The 18,583-nt window shown below is 68.2% G+C and carries 19 protein-coding genes and 1 tRNA gene; 9 read left to right on the top strand and 11 right to left on the bottom strand.

Translation table 11 applies throughout. The features are described from left to right. Positions 1-106: 106 nt before the first annotated feature. A complete protein-coding gene (locus E0H73_RS34635) occupies positions 107-1,636 on the top strand; it encodes a PQQ-binding-like beta-propeller repeat protein (protein WP_131363611.1) in 1,530 nt (509 codons plus the stop codon). 46 nt (positions 1,637-1,682) lie between these two features. On the opposite strand, the gene dcd is transcribed toward E0H73_RS34635, so the two are convergent. Together dcd and E0H73_RS34625 are read right to left on the bottom strand one after the other, a co-directional pair. Continuing rightward, positions 1,683-2,258 carry a dCTP deaminase gene (dcd, locus tag E0H73_RS34630; RefSeq protein WP_131363610.1) on the bottom strand — a complete coding sequence of 192 codons (576 nt, stop codon included), beginning with the start codon at positions 2,256-2,258 and terminating at the stop codon, positions 1,683-1,685. Between the two features lie 287 nt (positions 2,259-2,545). Further along, positions 2,546-2,989 carry a MarR family winged helix-turn-helix transcriptional regulator gene (locus E0H73_RS34625; RefSeq protein ID WP_238164462.1) on the bottom strand — a complete coding sequence of 148 codons (444 nt, stop codon included), beginning with the start codon at positions 2,987-2,989 and terminating at the stop codon, positions 2,546-2,548. Between the two features lie 332 nt (positions 2,990-3,321). Here E0H73_RS34625 and E0H73_RS34620 point away from each other — a divergent pair. The 5 genes from E0H73_RS34620 to E0H73_RS34600 all read left to right on the top strand — a co-directional run bounded on the left by E0H73_RS34620 (position 3,322) and on the right by E0H73_RS34600 (position 7,017). Continuing rightward, positions 3,322-3,395: transfer RNA gene (locus E0H73_RS34620), tRNA-Gly, on the top strand. A 294-nt stretch (positions 3,396-3,689) separates the two neighbouring features. After that, positions 3,690-4,061 carry a SpoIIAA family protein gene (locus E0H73_RS34615; protein ID WP_131363609.1) on the top strand — a complete coding sequence of 124 codons (372 nt, stop codon included), beginning with the start codon at positions 3,690-3,692 and terminating at the stop codon, positions 4,059-4,061. Between the two features lie 247 nt (positions 4,062-4,308). Beyond that, entirely contained in the window at positions 4,309-4,941 is a 633-nt protein-coding gene (locus E0H73_RS34610) for a hypothetical protein (RefSeq protein WP_131363608.1), read from the top strand. A 58-nt stretch (positions 4,942-4,999) separates the two neighbouring features. After that, positions 5,000-5,671 carry a response regulator transcription factor gene (locus E0H73_RS34605; protein ID WP_131363606.1) on the top strand — a complete coding sequence of 224 codons (672 nt, stop codon included), beginning with the start codon at positions 5,000-5,002 and terminating at the stop codon, positions 5,669-5,671. Continuing rightward, positions 5,668-7,017: a sensor histidine kinase gene (locus E0H73_RS34600; protein ID WP_131363604.1), complete on the top strand. Its 1,350-nt coding sequence runs from the start codon at positions 5,668-5,670 to the stop codon at positions 7,015-7,017. Before E0H73_RS34605 ends, E0H73_RS34600 begins: the two co-directional genes overlap by 4 nt. On the opposite strand, the gene E0H73_RS34595 is transcribed toward E0H73_RS34600, so the two are convergent. Beyond that, on the bottom strand, positions 7,018-7,620 hold the full coding sequence (locus tag E0H73_RS34595) for a TetR/AcrR family transcriptional regulator (protein ID WP_131363602.1): 603 nt from the start codon (positions 7,618-7,620) through the stop codon (positions 7,018-7,020). A gap of 182 nt (positions 7,621-7,802) precedes the next feature. On the opposite strand from E0H73_RS34595, the gene E0H73_RS34590 reads away from it, so the two are divergent. Continuing rightward, the gene (locus E0H73_RS34590) at positions 7,803-9,872 is read left to right on the top strand and encodes a DUF8094 domain-containing protein (RefSeq protein WP_131363600.1); all 2,070 of its coding nucleotides are present in this window, start codon (positions 7,803-7,805) and stop codon (positions 9,870-9,872) included. Between the two features lie 99 nt (positions 9,873-9,971). Then, a complete protein-coding gene (locus E0H73_RS34585) occupies positions 9,972-12,491 on the top strand; it encodes a polysaccharide lyase family 8 super-sandwich domain-containing protein (protein WP_131363598.1) in 2,520 nt (839 codons plus the stop codon). On the opposite strand, the gene E0H73_RS34580 is transcribed toward E0H73_RS34585, so the two are convergent. Together E0H73_RS34580 and E0H73_RS34575 are read right to left on the bottom strand one after the other, a co-directional pair. Next, positions 12,469-12,945, bottom strand: a complete 477-nt coding sequence (locus E0H73_RS34580; protein ID WP_131363596.1) for a MarR family winged helix-turn-helix transcriptional regulator — start codon at positions 12,943-12,945, stop codon at positions 12,469-12,471. The genes E0H73_RS34585 and E0H73_RS34580 overlap by 23 nt on opposite strands. Beyond that, the gene (locus E0H73_RS34575) at positions 12,942-13,541 is read right to left on the bottom strand and encodes a DJ-1/PfpI family protein (protein WP_202867701.1); all 600 of its coding nucleotides are present in this window, start codon (positions 13,539-13,541) and stop codon (positions 12,942-12,944) included. Before E0H73_RS34575 ends, E0H73_RS34580 begins: the two co-directional genes overlap by 4 nt. Positions 13,542-13,616: 75 nt before the next feature. Here E0H73_RS34575 and E0H73_RS34570 point away from each other — a divergent pair, with 75 nt between their 5' ends. Further along, positions 13,617-14,306: a hypothetical protein gene (locus E0H73_RS34570; RefSeq protein WP_131363592.1), complete on the top strand. Its 690-nt coding sequence runs from the start codon at positions 13,617-13,619 to the stop codon at positions 14,304-14,306. Between the two features lie 2 nt (positions 14,307-14,308). Here E0H73_RS34570 and E0H73_RS34565 read toward each other — a convergent pair whose 3' ends face one another. The 6 genes from E0H73_RS34565 to E0H73_RS34535 all read right to left on the bottom strand — a co-directional run bounded on the left by E0H73_RS34565 (position 14,309) and on the right by E0H73_RS34535 (position 18,582). Next, entirely contained in the window at positions 14,309-14,701 is a 393-nt protein-coding gene (locus E0H73_RS34565; protein ID WP_131363590.1) for a type II toxin-antitoxin system VapC family toxin, read from the bottom strand. Next, a complete protein-coding gene (locus E0H73_RS34560; RefSeq protein ID WP_131363588.1) occupies positions 14,701-14,934 on the bottom strand; it encodes a hypothetical protein in 234 nt (77 codons plus the stop codon). Before E0H73_RS34560 ends, E0H73_RS34565 begins: the two co-directional genes overlap by 1 nt. A 24-nt stretch (positions 14,935-14,958) precedes the next feature. After that, on the bottom strand, positions 14,959-15,483 hold the full coding sequence (locus E0H73_RS34555; protein WP_131363586.1) for an AAA family ATPase: 525 nt from the start codon (positions 15,481-15,483) through the stop codon (positions 14,959-14,961). Continuing rightward, a complete protein-coding gene (locus E0H73_RS34550) occupies positions 15,480-16,655 on the bottom strand; it encodes an MFS transporter (RefSeq protein WP_165555933.1) in 1,176 nt (391 codons plus the stop codon). The genes E0H73_RS34555 and E0H73_RS34550 overlap by 4 nt, the downstream gene beginning before the upstream one ends. Then, positions 16,652-17,935 carry a DNA polymerase III subunit beta family protein gene (locus E0H73_RS47535; protein WP_238164461.1) on the bottom strand — a complete coding sequence of 428 codons (1,284 nt, stop codon included), beginning with the start codon at positions 17,933-17,935 and terminating at the stop codon, positions 16,652-16,654. Before E0H73_RS47535 ends, E0H73_RS34550 begins: the two co-directional genes overlap by 4 nt. A 128-nt stretch (positions 17,936-18,063) precedes the next feature. Further along, a complete protein-coding gene (locus tag E0H73_RS34535) occupies positions 18,064-18,582 on the bottom strand; it encodes an AAA family ATPase (RefSeq protein ID WP_238164460.1) in 519 nt (172 codons plus the stop codon). Between the last annotated feature and the right edge of the window lies 1 nt (position 18,583).

Here is an 18,583-nt window from a genome sequence, read left to right as displayed (position 1 = left end):
CTTTGCAACTTGCTGCAACGTCTGGGTTTGGTGACGGTTCGGACCCGCGGACGCTGCTAGCGTTCACGCCGTCACTCTTGGTTCACAACTGGGGAGAGAAACAACGATGTTGCGTCCGTTGATCACCGCAACCGCTGCGGTCGTGCTGCTGGCAGGCTGCAGCGGCGGTGACGACAAAGCTTCTGAATCAAGCTCCGGCAGCGACAACAACGGCCAACAGGCCTCGACTCCGGCCACACCGGCGGTCCCGTCGTTCGATCCTCCCAAGGCCTTCACCACCGCCGCGGCCTACCCGGTGCCCGATTTCAAGGGGCGGGAGCTGTACGACGATCCCAAGCTCGGCATGGTCGGCCAGGTGGCCCTGGTCGCCAACTACCGGGGTCTCACCGGCCACGACGTTGTCGACCCGAGCAAGATCTGGGAGATCGAGTCGACCGCGGCGGACACCACCGTGGTCAGCGACGCGACCGACCCGATCGCGGTCAAGGTCAACGGCAAGGACGCCGCGGTGATCGCCTACGCGGAGGCCGACAAGGGCAACGGCACGCAGAAACCGCAGGGTCTGGTGCTGGTCCAGTGGATCGACGTGGCGTCCGGGCAGAAGCTCGCCGAGGTGTCCACGCCGGTGAGCACGGTGAACGGGACCGGCGTCGCCGCGGCCGGCATGCCGAGTCTGACAAACCTGCAGTACGATCCGCAGACCGGCCAGGTCGCCATTGGTGTCACCGCCCGGGGCAATCTGATCGTGAAGACGCAGAACGCGACGGTGTACGCGGACCCCCAGACGAAGAAGTCCACCGTCGTGCCGGCGGTCCTCCCGGGCGCCGTACACAACGGTGTGGTCGCGGGCGCGAATCCCGAGAGCAAGACGGACGCCGGCGATGCCGGGGTCCTGCTCATCGACGGTGCGACCGGCAAGGTCACGAAGCAGATCCCGCTGAAGCAGGGCTTCCTGACGCCGCTCACCGGCGGCGCCAAGCACGCGTTCTTCTACGGCACGGTGTACGCCGGGGCCACCATCAGCGAGACCGCCGCACTGTTCTCGGTCGATCTGTCGACCGGCACCGTGGTGAAGTCGGCGCCCGGGTTGTCCGCTCGGGACTCTGGTGGCTACGCGTGCACCTGGGACCAGGTGAGCTCGATCGTCTGCACAGAGGCCGCGGCGACCGGTCCGCAGGAGATCCTAGGTTTCGACGACAACACCGGCAAGAAGGAGTGGGGCTTCACCAGCGAGTCCGCAGGGCGCGTCGTGCCTCGCGTGACCGCGGCGTTCCACGGCGTCGTGTACGTGCAGACCGAGAAGCAGCCGGTACTGCTGGACGCGAAGACGGGTCAGGACCTGCCGAGCGCGTCGACGTCGGGCAGCCCGAGCGCGAGTTCGAACGACAGCCCGTCGGCCGGCGACACTCCCTCGGGCAATGACTCTCCGTCGGGCAATGACTCTCCGTCGTCCGGCGCCACTCCGTCGGACAGTAGGTCCGCCGGCGGGAGTGACATGAGCCTCTACGACGGCAAGCCGGCGTCGCCGGTCGCGGTGTCGCCGTACGGTGGCGTCTACGGACAGCTGCCGACCGGCGGTGGTTACGGCTCCGGCGACCTCCAGTCGGTCCTCGTCTACCTGAAGCCGACGGCCTGACATAGCTGGAACGAATAGCCCCGGAAACCCCGGGGCTATTCCTTTGCTAGACGTCCGTGCGGTGGAAGTTCTGGTACGACCGCGACGGTGTCGGGCCGCGCTGGCCCTGGTAGCGAGAGCCGTACTTCGCCGAGCCGTACGGGTGCTCGGCCGGGGACGACAGCCGGAAGAAGCACAGCTGGCCGATCTTCATCCCGGGCCAGAGCTTGATCGGCAACGTCGCCACGTTCGACAGCTCCAGCGTCACGTGCCCGGAGAAGCCCGGGTCGATGAAGCCGGCGGTGGAGTGGGTGAGCAGCCCGAGCCGGCCCAGCGAGGACTTGCCCTCCAGCCGCGCCGCCACGTCGTCGGGCAGCGTCACCTGCTCGTACGTCGATCCCAGCACGAACTCACCGGGATGCAGAATGAACGGCTCCTCACCGTCGGGTTCGACCAGCCGGGTCAGGTCGGGCTGTTCCTCGGCGGGGTCGATGTGCGGGTACTTGTGGTTCTCGAACACCCGGAAGAACCGGTCCAGCCGCACGTCGACACTCGACGGCTGCACCATCGCAGCATCGAACGGATCCAGCTGGACCCGTTTCGCGTCGAGCTCGGCCAATATGTCACGGTCGGAGAGCAGCACGGTCGCACGTTAGCAGCGCCCCACTGATCCGCCCAGCCGACGCCGGCCTTCGACCGCGCACCATTCGAGGGGATAACCCCTCGAATGGTGCCTTCTCCCCTGGTACACGAGGGGAGAAGGCGCACGTCGCACGGATATCCCCGGGAATGCCGGGGCCGGCCTGTTCGGGTGGCTGGTGGCGGATCGTCCGGAGCCCTCAGCTCCCCGGCGTGACCTCACCACCAGACCGTCCCGGCGATGGTTCCGGCACCGTTGCGGCGCACCGAAACCCGGGCCTCAGGCAACGATCAGTCGGCCAGCTTGTTGAACTTCGACACCTGGGTGGCGAAGGTCTTCACCTGCGCCGGCGACCAGTCCTTCAGCAGATCCTCGATCACCTTGTGCCGCTTCTTCCGGGCCGCCGTCAGCTTGCGCTTACCGGCCGCGGTCAGGGTCAGCAGGGTCGCCCGCGCGTCCGACTTGTCGGCGGCCCGCTTCAGCAGACCCTCCTCCTCCAGTCGTGCGCAGGCCCGGCTGACCGGGCCCTTGTCCACCTCGAGCGCCGCTACCAGGTCGGCCATCCGCACCGGCGCCAACTCCTCGACGTGGTTCAGCAACGCGTACTGCGCCGGCTCCAGGTCCGGGTGCGCCTCGTCGGACAGCGTCCGCTGCAGGCTGCGCAGCCGCCGCGCCAATGTGACGAGCTCCTTCTCCAGGTTCTCCAGCGCGTCACTCGTGTCTGTTGCCACCATTCACCCCTTCATCCAGTTGCCCCGCAACCATCTTGTCCGGTCCCGAGGACCGTGTCCTCACGTTGCGTCAAATGTTGCCCCCGGCAACACGTTCTAATCTGCCAGAAGATGACCAACCTGCCCAGTCCTGAGCGTGCCCTTTGTGGAAAACTCCCCAAGAACCCCTCGCGCAAACCGCCCGCACACGTCTTTTCGATGCACCGGGCATCGTCTTCGTCCCGTTCGGCTGATCCGGCAGCGACCAACCGGTCCGCCGCGCCGGACCCGGCGTGCCCGCGGCCCGCCCGATCGGCTATGCTCTTCACCGCCTGCTGGTCCCACCGCCAGGCAGCGCGGGTGTAGTTCAATGGCAGAACATCAGCTTCCCAAGCTGACAGTGCGGGTTCGATTCCCGTCACCCGCTCCACCACAAGACCCCAGGCCAGCGGCAGGATTCTGACCCGGGGTCTCATCATTTCTGCGGGCTGACTCGGCCGCCGTGCCCGTTACGTGCCCGATGCCGCCACGAGTCCGTCGCCAGGACCCTCCCGCAACCGTCCGCAACAAGTTCTGACATTGCCCGAGCGACGCTCCGGAATGTTGACCTGCGCAACTATGCGCCCTGACGCCGGTGAAACGAACGCTTCAGGCGTGCGTTTGACGTAGACGTCGACGTGCGGCCGCGTTGACAAGGCCGGTGGAGCCTCAGAAAGTGATGGACATGATCCGTGTTCTGGATGACATGCCGGTTGGCGTCCTCGGGTTCGAGGCCGTCGACGATGTGGAGAAGGAGGACTACGAGAACGTCCTCGTGCCGGTCATCAACAAGGCCATCGCCGAGCACGGAAAGGTCCGTGTCGTCTACGTCCTGGGTCCAGAGTTCGATGACTACGAGGGCGGGGCCGTCTGGGAGGACCTGAAACTCGGCTTGCGGCACCCCGCCGCTTTCGAGCGAATGGCAGTTGTGACCAATGCGCGCTGGGCCGGCCCGGCGATCAAGCTCTTGAGTGTCTTGTGGCCCGGACAGGCACGAGCGTTTCCACTCTCTGAACTCGAGTCGGCGAAACGTTGGGCAGCCGAGGTTCCTAGCTGACAGCGCGGGTTCGATTCCCGTCACCCGCTCTCAGGCCGACCTGAACCCCTTCCTCCAGTTTCGCCGGAATCTCACCGGCCAGTCTGTAGACCTCGGCAACTGTTGCCAGCCGCCGTGCAGCGTCGGTACGTGGCCCTTCTAAGGAAGCTCTAAAGCTCGCTGAAACCACAGCTGAGGCCGTGCTGTTTGAGTTCTTGCCAGGGCGCCGGTTCTCGTCCGGCGCGATCACTGGACGAAAGGACTCACGATGATGAAACGCCCACGGCTGGTCGTGGCCACGGTAACGCTCGCCGCGCTGGCCACGACCGGTACGGCGTCGGCGGCGACGTCCGGTCCGGATCCCAAGCCCGGCGCCGCGACATCCGGTGCCGCGGCAAAGGTGGAGGACAAGTCCAAGGCGGCCGCGGATGCCGACTTCGCCGCGATCGCGGCCAAGCTCGGGGTGACGACCGATCGGCTCACCGCCGCGCTGACCGCGGCCAAGAGGTCACTGGCCGGCACGAGCAAAGTGACGCCGCAGGCATTCGTCGCGGCGGTCGCGGCCAACCTGGGACTGCCGGTCTCGCGGGTCAAGGCCGCCGTTGAACCGCTGCTTCTCAAGCCCGGGCGCCCCCGTCCCGGCGACGAAAAGAAGGGCGACAAGGTCGAGAACCCGCGGAACTCGCCGTTCGCGTCCAACGCCGCGGCGGCACGTCTGGCGGGGGCGCTCGGCGTCGATCGAGCCAAGGCCAAAGCCGCCCTGGTCGCTCTGGTGTCGGCTCCCGGTGGAATCGATCCGACGTCCAAGGCCTTCCGTCAGATCGCGGGCTCACTCGGGGTCAGCGCCGCCCGGCTCACGACCGCGTTGGGGGATCTGAAGCAGTCACTGGCCAACGGCTGACCGCCGCCGCATCCTCACATCATCACAACTTCATGATCGACGGCGAGGATGGACGACCATGCGGATACTTGTCGTGGACGACGACCCGGCTGTGCGACGGTCGTTGGAGCATGCGTTACGGCGGGACGGCTACGACGTGGCATCCGCCACTGACGGGGCGTCCGCCCTCTCCGAGCATGGCGTGTTCCGCCCGGACGCGGTGGTGCTCGACGTACTCATGCCCGAACCGAACGGGCTTGAGGTATGCCGGACGCTGCGTTCGGGCGGGCATGACACACCGATCCTGATGCTCACGGCCCGGGACCTGGTCACCGACCGGGTCGCCGGGCTCGACGCGGGGGCCGACGACTACCTGGCCAAACCCTTCGCTCTGGAGGAACTGCGGGCCAGACTTCGAGCTCTGCTGCGACGCAGCGGTGCAAGGGCCGAAGTGCTGCAGTTCGCCGACGTCGTCCTTGACCTGAGCGGCCGCCGGGCCGAACGCGCCGGCCGACGCCTGGAGCTGACCAAGACGGAGCTGTCCCTGCTGGAGCTGTTCCTGCGCAATCCCCGGCGGGTGCTGAGCCGTACCCAGATCTTCGAGTCCGTCTGGGGCTACGACTTCGGCCCGGAGTCGAACGCGCTGTGGGTCTACATCAGCTACCTGCGAAGAAAGCTCGAGGCGGACGGCGGCAGCAGACTGATCCAGACGGTACGTGGCCTGGGATATGTCCTGCGCGAGGAGCCATGAACCTGCGCACCCGACTGGCCATCGCCGGCGGGGCCATCGTCGCGGGCGCCCTCGTACTCGTGTCGGTGGTCCTGTATCCGGCGGTGGAAGCCAGCCTCCGCGGCCGGATCGACAGCTCCCTGGTGGAGGCGGCCGGCCAGGCACCGGACGTGGCGAAAGCCATCAAGGAGAAGTTCAAGGGGACGTCCAACGAGTCGGCCTTCCCAACCGCTCCGCTGGGGATAGGGAGCACCCAGTTGCAGATCGTGCCGAACCCGGTCCAGGTCGGGCCGTCGACGCAGTTCGTCGATATCACCGGCCGCGACGTCGCCGTCGCGAACGGAACTGCCGCTGCCTACTTCCGTAACGCGGTCTACAACGGCATCGAGTACCGCGTCTACACCGCCGGATTCCCAGGAACACCCGGCGCGCTCGTGCGCACAGCGATCCCGCAATCCGATCCAGCACCCACCCTGCGCCAACTCGCCTGGCTGCTCGCCGGATCGACGGTGGCCGCCGGACTCCTGGCGGCTCTTGCCTCACGCCTGGCCGCACGCCGGGTCCTACGCCCGGTACGCCAACTCACCGAGACCGTCGAACTGATCCGCAGGACCGGCGACCTTGCCATCCCGATCCCCGCCGACAGCCAGGATGAGATCGGCCGGCTCGGCTCCGCGTTCGCCGGGATGACCGCCGCCTTGGACGAGTCCGTCGGCGCTCAGCGCCGTCTGGTGGCCGACGCCTCGCACGAACTGCGCACGCCACTCACAAGCCTGACCGTGAACCTCGAACTGCTGGCAGAAAACCTGGCCGACGCACAGGCCCCACACCTCGCCGCCGAAGCGCTCGGCCAGGCCGGCGAACTCAGAACCCTGATCAATGACCTGATCGACCTGGCCCGCTACGGCCAACCCGCCTTCCACACCGAAGACGTCCGCCTCGACCTCGTCGCAGAGCGCGTCGCGGCCCGCGCGACACGTCGGGCAGCAGAGATCGAATTCGACCTGACCTGCGCGCCCACCCTCGTCCACGGAGATCCCGACGCCCTTGAACGCGCCGTTGCGAACCTCGTCGACAACGCCGTGAAATGGAGCCCGTCCGGCGGCCGGATCCTGATCAGCGTCAAGGCGGGCGCCCTCGACGTCGCAGACGCCGGCCCCGGGATCCCCGACAGCGAGCTCGAATTCGTCTTCGACCGCTTCTACCGCTCACCCGCTGCCCGCGCGCACCCCGGATCCGGACTAGGCCTGGCCATCGTCCGACAGGTCGCCGAGGCTCATGGCGGGACGGCCGAAGCCCTGCCGTGCCAAAGCGGCGCCTTGTTGCGTCTGAGACTGCCGGTGAGTAGCGAAGACGCCGAGCCCTAGTCAGGCACAGCCAACGGGCTCGGTGAGGTAGGGCGCGAGCATCAGGTCCAGTTGCTCGGAGAGGAACTCGGTCAGCGAGCCCCAGCCGGTCACTGCCCAGACCTGCAGCGCGCCGTTGAAACAGACAAGGGTGTGGCGAGCAAGAGCCAGTACGTCGGCATCCGGGCGCAGCTCGCCGGCCTCCTGGGCCGCGCGGTACAACCGGGCGCAGCTGTCGACGATCGCGGCGGAGTGCGCCAGCGCGTGCTCCCGGAACTCCGGATCGGCGACGTCGAGCTGGACGAACCCGAGCCCGTTGCCGAGCTCCTCGCGGTGCTTGATGTGGGCAACGGCCGTCAGCGCGAAGTCCCGCAGGGTCGCCAGCGGGGAGGTGTTGCGCGCCTGGGATTCCTCCACCGCACGGAGCACCATCACCGGCGATCGGGCGGCCGAGGCGAGCAGGAGACCGCGCTTGGAGCCGAATCTCTGCACCAGAGTCGGAGCCGCCAGACCAACGCGGGAACCAACCGCTGCGAGCGTCAATTTCACCGGTCCCAGCTCGGCCAGGACCTGGCGAGTGGCGTCCAGGATCACGTCGTCGCTGACCAGCCGCGGCCGAGCCATCCCCCACCATTCCGAGTTTGTGAACCGTCATTCGTTAATGACGAAACAGTAACAGATCCTTGTTGGATCAGTTAGTCAATGGCAACGGGTGAACAGCGGGACCCGGAGAGGGCCCGCGTGGGTGCTCGTTGCCCGGTCCCCCCGCCGCGGGCTGGGTTCGTCGTACCAACGGGAGCCTCTTCATGCGTTTCGCCCGCACCGCCTTGGGCCTGTTGCTGACCCTGATAGGCCTGGTCGTCACCCTCGCCGGAGCCGCGGCCGCCTTCTGGCTGGTCGGCCCGGACAACACGATCTCCACCGGCAGTCAGCCGTTGACCAGCAAGGGCCTGGCCGTCATCACCGCGCCCGATCTGCTGGACCGGCACGGCCCGACCCTGCACGTGACCGCGACCGGCGACAAGCCGGTGTTCGTCGGCGTCGGGCAGGACCTGGACGTCTCCAACTACCTGGCCGGCGCGGCACACACCCGCGTGATCCGGTACGACGTTCCGTCGACGTTCAGCACCCAGCAGATGCGCGGCGGCATCCCGCGGCTGACACCGCCCGGTGAGCTCGACTGGTGGGTCGCGAAGTCGGGTGGCAACGGCCCGCGGTCGATCGCGTGGCCGATCGAGGACGGCAAGTTCGACGTTGTGGTGATGAACGCGGACGGCAGCCCGGCGGTCGACACCGACGTTCGCTTCGGCGTCGAGGTGCACCGTGGCTTCGGCATCTGCCTACTGGTCCTCGGCACCGGCATCGTCCTCTTCGCCCTCGGCCTGACCCTCGCCTTCCGCCGCCGCCCGGCCACTGTGGTCCCAGCGTTCACACCCGCGCGGATCGCCTCCGTCCCAGCTCCAGCTCGGTCCGTGCCGGTCTCCTCTGCGCCGGCCGCCGCAACTCCGGCCGCCTCGGCTCCGGCCGTCGCCGAGCCGGTCTCGCCTTTCGCGCCGGAGCGGGTCAGCCCGTTCGCGCCCGTCCCGACCGATCCCCGGGCGTACCGTGCGCCCGCCGACGAGCCGATCACCGAGGAGATCCCCGTCTGCCTCCCGGCGGTCACCTACCCGACACCCCAGCCGAAGCCGGCCAAGCAACCCATCCCGGCCGCCCCGATGCTGATGTCCCCCGCCGCCGTCGCCCGCGCCAAGTCCCCCGCCCTCCTCACTCCGGTCGGCGCAGGCGCCCCGGCGTACGACGACCACGTCCAGACGTACGACGACCCGGTCGTCGAGCCGGAGACCGTGTCTCTGGTGGAGTCGCCGGAATTCGAGAAGAGCGACGAAGCGGTCCGGAAGACGGCCGCACTCCTCGCCAGCGGCGCTTTGTTGCTCACGACAACGAGTTGCGGTCTGCTCCCGGCCAAGAACAGCATCGTCGCCTCCGACATCCGCCCCGCCGTCACCCTCGCCGACGCGCAGGCCGTCGTCGCGAAGTACAACCAGCTCAACAACCGCGCCAACGCGAACCGCGACGCGAAGCTGTCCGAGACGATCGAGGCGGATCCGACGCTGGCGCAGACCCGGGCCGGGTTCGTCATCAGCCGCAAACTCGACGCGGCCGGCAAGGACTCGACCAAGCCGTTCACCTACACCGATCCGCAGATCGGCGCTCCGGAGTTCGGGTCGTACCCGATGCGGTTCGTGGTCAGCTCCGGCGTTTCCGGTGCGCCGGACAGCCGCCAGCTCGGCGTCTGGCAGCGGCAGAGCGCGGGTACGCCGTGGCTGCTGACCAACTCGGTCTACCCGTCGGCCGCGATGAAGCTGCCGCCGATGGAGGGACTGCGGACGCCGCAGAAGGCCGACCTCGACAAGCTGTACAGCCTGCCGACCTCTGCTGCCACCAACCTCGCGGCGTACCTGTCCGGCGGCGCGAAGTCCGCGCAGGCGAAGTACTTCGTCCCCTCACCGGGGTCGGCGAAGCTCCTCGAGCAGCGGGCGAAGGCCAAGATCGCGGACACCAAGGAGTCGTACATCGCGAGCGTCTCGGACACCTTCACCCCGTCCGGCGAGCCGTTGACCTTCATCACGTCGTCCGGCGAGGCGCTCGTCTTCCTGGCACTGACCGAGCAGTACCTGCAGCGCGTCGAGCCGGGGTCGAACGCGTACTGGACCAGCGGTGAGGCGACCGCGTTCAGCAGCATGGTCAAGTACACGCAGACCCTGCACCAGGACTACCTGCACCAGGTCGCGCTGGTCATCCCGACCAAGGCGAGCGGCGGCACCATCCGCATCATCTCGATGGACGGCCAGCTGGTCGGCGCCGGAGGGTCCTGAGCCGCGTTCCTGATTAGTCAGCGGCAAACGGTTGCTGAAGGATAGTTCCGGCTGGTTGACTCCGGGCGTGAGGTTTTTCCCATCCGCCCGGGAGTACCAGTGGACATCACCCGTCGCCGCCTGCTGTCGTTAGTACCCGCCACCGCGCTGCTGACCGCGGTCAACCCCGCACCTGCCGCGCGCGCGGCCGAGACCATGACTGCAATGGATGCCGACCCCGGCCAGTTGCTCACCAACGCGATCGGCATCTACGCCGGTACGCCGGAGTCCAACGCGCGCACCGAGGTCGCAGCCAAGCTCACCAGCCTCGACAACACCGCCCGGACCTGGCTGGCCGCGCTGGACACCGCCGGCGCGGGCGAACTGTTCGCCGGTCTCTCTCTCGGCACGAGCGACCCGAATCTCAGCGCGTCGTACCAGCATCTCTACGAGATCGCGCTCGCCTTCCGGCGTCCCGGCCCGGCGTCGGACCTGCAGGGCAACGAGCAGGTCCGCGCCAGGGTCGCCGAGAAGCTCGGCTGGCTGCATGACAACTACTACGGCGACCAGTCGAAGGGGTACTACGGCAACTGGTTCACCTGGGAGATCGGCATCTCGACGTTCGTGTCGAAGACGCTGGCCCTGATCGACGCTCCGGCCGGGCTCGTCTCGACGTACGTCGCCTCGATGGACGCGTACCTGCGCAACGGCAAGGACGGCGACGTCGACCTCGACTCACGCTTCCACACCGGCGCCAACCTCGTCGACATCACCGCGAACCGGGTGCTGCAGGGCGCGCTCACCGGCGACGACGCGCGGATCCGGAAGGCGCTGCAGGACCAGTTCACCGTGTTCGCCACTGTCGATCCGTACAACCTCCAGCACGGCGTCACCGACGGGTACTACGCCGACGGCTCGTTCATCCAGCACGCGTCCGTCGCCTACACCGGCTCCTACGGGAAGGGCTTGCTCAGCCGGGTCGTGCAGACGATCAAGGTGCTCGACGGGACGGAGTACGCGCAGGGCGACGATCTGGTCGGCGTGGTGCAGGGCTGGGTCGAGGACGGGTTCGCGCCGCTGATCTTCGAGGGCTGGATGATGGAGATCGTCAAGGGCCGCGCGGTCTCGCGGACCACCACCGGGTACGCCGACGTGGCCGTCGTGGTGGAGGCGATCGTCGACCTCGCCGACTACGCCACGGGTGACGACGCCGGTCGGCTGAAGTCGTTCGCGAAGTTCACGTCGCGGCCGACGATCAACCCGACCAGCTTCGTCTCGCCGGTCAGCGTCGCCCGGTACGCCGACATCCAGGCCGACCCGGCGATCGTGCCGGCCGATCTCAACCCGGCCGCGAGCAGTACGGCGTTCAACGCGATGGACCGGACCGTGCACCGCCGGCCCGGCTTCGCGTTCGCGCTGGCGCGGAACTCGGAGCGGGTCAGCAAGTACGAGTACATGAGCGGCGAGAACCTGATGCCGTGGTTCCAGGGCGACGGCGCGCACTACCTCTACCTGGCCGGTCAGGACCAGACGCAGGCGTTCGGGATCGACTACTACACCACCGTCTCGCCGTACGCGCTCGGCGGTGTGACCGCGCCGGTCGAGACCCGCAAGACGATCCCGGAGCTGTACGGGACGCCGTACTACGACAACCCGTCGCACCCACTGAACTTCACCTCGTCGTCGGAGTCGCAGAACACGTATGTGTACTTCCCGGTCGGGACCAATGTGTACTCCGGTGGGGCGACGCTCGGTGCGTACGGCGCGACTGGGTGGGTGCAGTCGGACGACTTCGCGTACGCGTCGCGCGACATCCTGCCGGACGACTTCGTGGTCTATCAGAACGCGTCGGCGACCAAGTCGTGGTTCATGCTCGACGACGAGATCGTCGTTCTGGCAGCCGGGGTGGGCGACAAGTCCCGGGCCGTGACGACGACTCTCGACACTCGCATCGCGGCGCCGGGCGCGCCGGTTGCGATCACCGGCGTACGTCGGGACGGGCGGGACTGGACTGGGACGGGTACGACGGATCCGCGGTGGTTGCGGTACACGGATGGTGGGGTGGCGCTCGGGTACTACTTCCTGCAGCCGAGCCAGGTGTCGGTCGGGCTCGAGGCGGTCACGCGGAGCCGGCGGGTGGTACGGACGTCGAATCCGGACACGGCCGTGACCAAGCAGGTCTTCGGCCTGACCGTCTCGCAGCCGGCGCACACGACGCGATCGCTCGCGTACGCATTGGTGCCTAACGCAACGGAATCCGCGTTGCGCGGCTACCAGCACGGGCGGATCGCCGTACTGGTGAACACCTCACGGCTGCAGGCGATCCAGCATCTCGGGCTGCGGCTGACCGGCGTGAACACGTTCACCTCCGGTCACCACAACCTGCCAGGGCTGACGATCGACGGGCCTGCGTCCGTGTTGCTGCAACGGCGTGCCGATCGGTCGAGCACGGTCGCCGTGTCCGACCCGACCACGCAGCGCGACACGATCACGGTGAACCTGTGGGCGCAGTACCTCCGGCCCGAGTCAGCGGACCCCGGCGTAGAGGTCACGCGAACGGTGACAGGGACGCGGCTGACGTTCACGACGCGGCACACCTACGGGCGCAGTCTGACGGTCAGGCTTCTTCCAGCCTGGTGATCAGGGTCCGCATGGTGTCGAGCGTCGTACGCAGATCGTCGAGGGCAACGTCCTTGCTGAGCTTGGCGGCGAACGGGTGCTGGGCGACGGCGATCTGCCGGATCGCCCAGTAGCCGGCCTCGGTACAGGCGAGCAGTTTCGCGCGACGATGCGCCGGATTCGGCTGGTACTCGGCCAGGCCGCGTTCGACCAGCAGGTCGGCGATGCGCTGGACGCCCTGCCGGCTCACGCCCATGATGCGGCCGACCTCGGCGACCGACCGCGGCTCGTCCAGGACGCCGCCGAGGACCTGCCACCACGCGGCGGTCAGCCCGCCGTGCGCAGCCAGGTCCTGGGCGGCCTCCATCAGCCGGGCGTTCAGCCGGAAGGTGGCGAGGATGACGTCGGTCAACAGCACACCACCTTCCGTCGCAGGCCCAGGCTGCGGCCAATCCTTGCGAGGTGGAACCGTCATCCCACCAGGATCGGGTACGCCGATGGGTCGGCGCGGTGGAACACGCCTTCGTACGCATCCAGCTTGCGATCGTCCGCGAGGCCGAGCCGCTGCAGCGTCGCCCGCGCGAACTGCACCGGCGAGTCCGGTCCCGCCGTGATCAGATCCCCACCGATGACCGCTCGCTCGTCGACGTAGTTGTCGCTGCCCTGGTAGCCGGTGGCCTGCAGGTACTCCTTCACCGCACTGGTGTGCTTGCGTTCGTCCAGCAACCCCGCCCGAGCCAGCCCAGCCGTCGCGCCACAGATCGCCGCCACCGGAATGCCCGCGTCGAGGAACCGCTGCGCCAACTTCGCGAACTCGTCCCCGCGCCCGTCATCCCACTGCCCCGACCCCGCCAGCACCAGCAGATCGCCTTCATCAGGCTCAACGTCAGCCAACGCCACGTCCGGCACGATCCGCATCCCACCCATCGTCACCACCGGCTCGACCGTCTCCCCCACAGTCACCACCGTCCACGGCACCCCCGTGAACCGCCCGGTCCGCAACTCAACCAGCAGATACCCGATCTCCCAGTCCGCCCACGTCTCATACACGCCCACATAAGCTGTCTTCATAGACAACATGCTGTCATGTCGACAACATGCTGTCAATGGCCTGATACCAACCGCAGAAGCGCGTACCGTTGGAGGATGTTGTGGCTGTACATCAGCCTGGGGGTAGTGGGGATCGGGATCGCAGGGTGGATCGCGTGGCGTCAGCACCTGCGACTGCAGCAGTCGGCCGAACTGCTGGAGTCGTTGCGCGCGATGGTGACGGACGATGTTGCCCGATTCGGAGAGCAGTATCGGCAGTTGCCGGCGGGTGACTCGGCGGACTACGCAGAGGCAGGGGTTGCATACTCGTCCGCACTCGAGGCGAGTCGGGATCTCCGCAACCCAGCCGCGGCCGGCGCGATCACGCAGACGCTGGCCGACGCGCAGTACGCCGTACTGCGCTACACGGCGACAATCGCCGGGCAGCCGGTGCCTGAGCGCCGAGTGCCGTGCTTCTTCGACCCACAACACGGTCCGTCGGTTGCCGACGTGCTGTGGACCGAGCCAGGACGCGGAACCCGGAAGCTCCCCGCGTGTGCAGACGATGCCGCTCGCATCACTGCGGGCACGGAGCCGTCGATCCGCTACGCCGAACAGGGCGGCCATCGAGTCCCGTACTGGGACGCCGGACCGGGCTTCGCGCCGTACGGAGCCGGCTACTTCAGCCGCGCCGCGTCATCTCAGCAGTTCGTGCACACGAACTTCGGCGGCCAGGACAACCTCGAGTACGGGAACCCGCGCCATTTCACCGGCCGATCGCCGTACCCACTGGAACCCAGGAACTGAGCTCAGGCCGGTAGGTCGACCGTCAGGCCCGCGGAGCGGGCGGCGTCGGCCAGGCGTTTGTCGTAGGTGACGAACGAGGTGATCTGTGGGTCGATGCGGAGGGCGGTGGCCAGGTGGATCGCGTCCAGGCTGCGGACGGTTGCCGGCTTCACGGTCTGCGCGAGGATGCGCGTACCGGCATCCAGCTCCACCAGGTCCATCAGGTCGAGTACCAACTGGAGCCGGGTCACGGCTTCCGGCGCGTGCCGGGCCAGCGCGCGGGCCGACTCGATCTCGGCCAGCACCGAACTCACCCACGCGACATCGGCTCGTTCGTCGAGCCAGTCGCGCAAGGCCTGTGACTCGGACTCGGCGTGCACGAGCTTCACGATGGCGGCCGAGTCGAGGTAGATCATCACCGCTCGCCCTCCCGGTCACGCGAGATCTCGGCCGCGACATCCACACCGTCGGGCTCGCCGAGGGGCATCCGCAGTACGGCGCGACGCATCGCAGCGGCACGCTCTCTGCGCTGGGCGGCCTCGAGCAGAGCCAGCCTGATCGCCGCCGATCGCGAACTGCCGTCGTGCGTCAGCACGTCCAGCGCATGCTCGGTCTCTGCATCCGTACGAATCGTGATGGTGTCTGCCATGCATCCAATGTAAGACATAGTGTCTTACAAGGCTACGGCCTCCTTGATTTGGGTGGCTGCGGAGTTGGCTGGGTGTTTGGTGGTGTCGATGACCAGGTCGGCGGTGGGGAGGAGCCAGGTGCGGGCGGACTGGTATTCGTCGACGTGGTCGTGGCGCCAGGGGCGGATGTCTTGGCCTTCGGGGTCGGCGTCGATGCGGGTGTGGAGGGTTTCGGCGTCGGCGTCGAGGAGGACGTGGATGACGGGATGGCCGAGGGCGTGGAGGGCGGTGGAGATCTCGCGCCAGTAGTCCTCGACCAGGACTGTCTGTACGGCGACCAGGTGCTGACCGGTGAAGCGGGCGACCTCGTCCATGACGACGGGGACGAGGGTGCGCCACGGCGGCAGTTGCTGGAAGTCGGTGAACTGCTGGTCCTTCAGGTTCGCCGACAACATGTAGCCGACGTACTCGGGGTCGAACAGCCGGGTTCCCTCGGTGAGCTCGACCAGCTTCCCGGCCGTCGTCGTCTTCCCCGCGCCGAACGTCCCGTTCACCCAGATGATCGTCATGTTGCGGTACGACGCTCTGCCGCGGCGATCGGTTCGAGACGGAGGAGTGCGCCCCCGGCGACCGCGGTCGCGACCGCGGACAGGACCAGCGCGCCCTGGATGTCGAGTGCAGCCAGCAGATTGGTGGAGCCGAGCAGCGGGATCGTTTGCGCCAACGACAGCAGCGATTGCAGTCGCGTGAGGTGCGAACGCGGCGTACTGCGGACGAACACCGGCGCGATGTGCGACGTGAAGATCCCGATGCCAACACCTTGGACCAACGTGACACCGACCGCGACCGGAACGGACGCCGCCGCGCCCAGACCCGCGATCCCGGCCGCCGCGAGCAAGCACCCCAGTCCGCCGACCAGTCCTGGGCGCGAGAAGGTTCCGAACCGCGCAACGAGCAGGGTCACGATCAACCCGCCGGCCACGCCCACACCGACGACCACACCGGTCTCCGACGCGGACCAACCATTTGCGCGGGCCAGCAACGGCACGCACAACGACCGCACCGGCAGCACGAACGCCGCGACCAGCGCGACCACCAGCAGCACGCTCCGCAGCACCGGATCCCGCCAAGCCACCCGGATCCCGTCCCCCGCTTCCCGCAGTACCGACCGCGGTGCGCTCTGAGGACTCACGTCGTACGGCGGTCTGATCGCGAGCAGCACCAGGAACTGGACGGCGAACGTCACCCCATCCACCACCAACGCACCCACCAGACCGACAACGGCAACGATCACCCCGCTGATCGGTCCGGCCCCGAGCGTGACGATCTGCGTGACCGACGTACGCAAAGCCATCGCCCTCGGCAGCTCCTCCTCTGTGACGAACAGCCGAGGCAGAGCGCCCGCCGCGGGTAGTGCGAACGCGTCGACCGTTCCGACCACCGCTGCGGTCACCAGCAACAGCGCAGCGGTGACGTTTGATGCGACGGCGGCCAGGACGAAGCAGCAGGTGCCGACGACGGCTGAGCAGACGAGCAGCATGCGGCGTGGGCCCCAGCGGTCGCCGAGGACCCCGCCAAGCAGGAGGAGTACGGCGCGCGGCAGGGAGAAGGCGGTCAGTACGAGGCCGGCGACGTGCGGCGCGATCCCGGTCGCCGCCCAGCCGAGGGCGAAGAAGAGCGCGCTGTCGCCGAACGCCGAGAGTGTGGAGCCTGCCAGCCAGCCGTAGTAGCTCCGGTTCACCCGTCCAGCCGGACGGGCATGACGAGCGTGGTGAACGTGCCCTGGTCGGCCGAACGTACGACGACCGGCCGGTCCTGGGAGCAGATCTCGAGCAATACGTCGGGACCGACACTCACGTCGAGCGCCGCCGCCAGCAACGACGCGGTGAACCCGAGCCGCGCCGCGCCGGATCCGATCACCTCGAGCGGCTCGCCACCATCGATCCGCAACTCCCCCGAGCCGATGTCAAAGGCAACAACCTCGCGTCCCTCCAGGGCCGCCCGCAGCGCGGCCCGATCCACGACCACCCGGCACACCGGTGGAGCCAGGCCGTCGAGGATCCCTTGGTACGCCGGGTACTCCGCGTCCACCAACGCGATCTCGCGCGATTCCCCGTCGCGCACGATCACCGCACCCTCGCCGCGGATCTCGAGCTCGACCACCTCACCCGCAGCCGCCCACCGGCTCAGCCCGGCCAGCTCATCCGCCCGAACCAGCACCCGCCCCGCCGCCCCACCAAACTCCACCGGCCGCACAGTCCGAACCGCCAACCGATACCGATCCGTCGCCACAAACACCACTTCATCCGCCCCCACCTCAACCAACACACAATCAAGCGCAGCCAACATCGCGGGATCAGCGGCGGTGGAGGCCGAGGCCGCGTCAGAGGAAGTGGAGGTCGAGGCACCACTGGAGGAGGCAACCCGGGAGGCTGCACCAGAGGAGCCGGCATCTGAGCTCGCGATGCCCGAGGTGGCGGACGTCGTGGTAGCCGAGGCGGCGCTCGAGCGCGGAGGCTGGGCGGACGGCGCCGAGCCGGGCGCGGGTGATGCCGTCTCGGCTGAGGCGGTCGACGCCGGGCCGGGCGCGGGTGACGCGGCCCACGTGCTCGTGGGGTTTGCCGCGGCTGGCGCGACTTGGCGGATGGCGCTGGCGAATTCAGGGCCGCCTAGGACTACCCGGGTGTGGTCGGCTGTCAGGTGGGTGAGGAGGTGCTCGGCGGCGGCTCGGGCGGCGGCTGTTTTGGCCTCGACGGTGCGTAGGTGTGCGCGGACGAGGCTCGCCAACTCCGCGGGGTCGGCGTCCAGGGCCAGGCGGACCTCGGCCAACGGGAGGTCGATCTCGCGGAGATCGCGCAGGAGGCGGGCGCGGGGTTGCTGGGACGGGGCGTAGTAGCGGTAGCCGTTGGAGCCGTCCACGGACGCGGGCGGGAGCAGGCCGCAGTCGTCGTAGAACCGCAGGGCGCTCGGCGCCAGTCCCACCAGCCGGGCGAACTCACTGATCGTCAACCTCGAAGTCATGCCGCGACCCTCACCCCTGAACCAACTCGAAGGTCAACTCCGCGACCCCCAGCCCGGCACCCAACCCGAAGGGTCAACTCCGCGACCCCCAGCCCGGCACCCCACTCCGCGACCACCGTCGATGGGCGTCAACTGCGGAGCCGGCCCCAGAGGCTCAGGGTTTTGCCGAAGCGCTCGCCGCGGATCCAGTCGAGGATGCTTCTCGCGGACCGCTCCGGCGACACGTCGCCGCGCACCGAGCGCGGTACGTGCTTGCGGATCTCGGCCGCGTCCGCGAGCGCCTCCTCGATCTGCGCCTCGGGCCAACCGCGCCCGGCCAGCCGCTTCCGGCGTACCGCATCCGAGCAGTCCAGATGCAGCCATCGGCCCTCCGGCAGCTCCGCCGGCAACAGCGGCGACAGCAGCAGGACCGGGATCCCGGACCGCCGGATCAGCTCGGTGATGCGCAGCCACAGGGCGTTGTACGCCGGCCAGATCGGCGCCGCGGTCGGGCTGGCGATGTTGATCCCGAGCAACCGGCCGTGATCGTCCAGTAACTCGTCCATGTCCATCACGACCATGTTTCCCGGGCTCAGCCGGACCAGCTCCGGCACGACCGTGGTCTTCCCGGCCCCGGGTGCACCTGTCACCACGAACAACCTCGTCACA

The sequence above is a fragment of the Kribbella pittospori genome, assembly GCF_004331465.1.
Lineage (GTDB): Bacteria > Actinomycetota > Actinomycetes > Propionibacteriales > Kribbellaceae > Kribbella > Kribbella pittospori.
The sequence above is the reverse complement of the archived record's forward strand: the minus strand, read 5'-3'. Positions and strand labels throughout refer to the sequence as shown.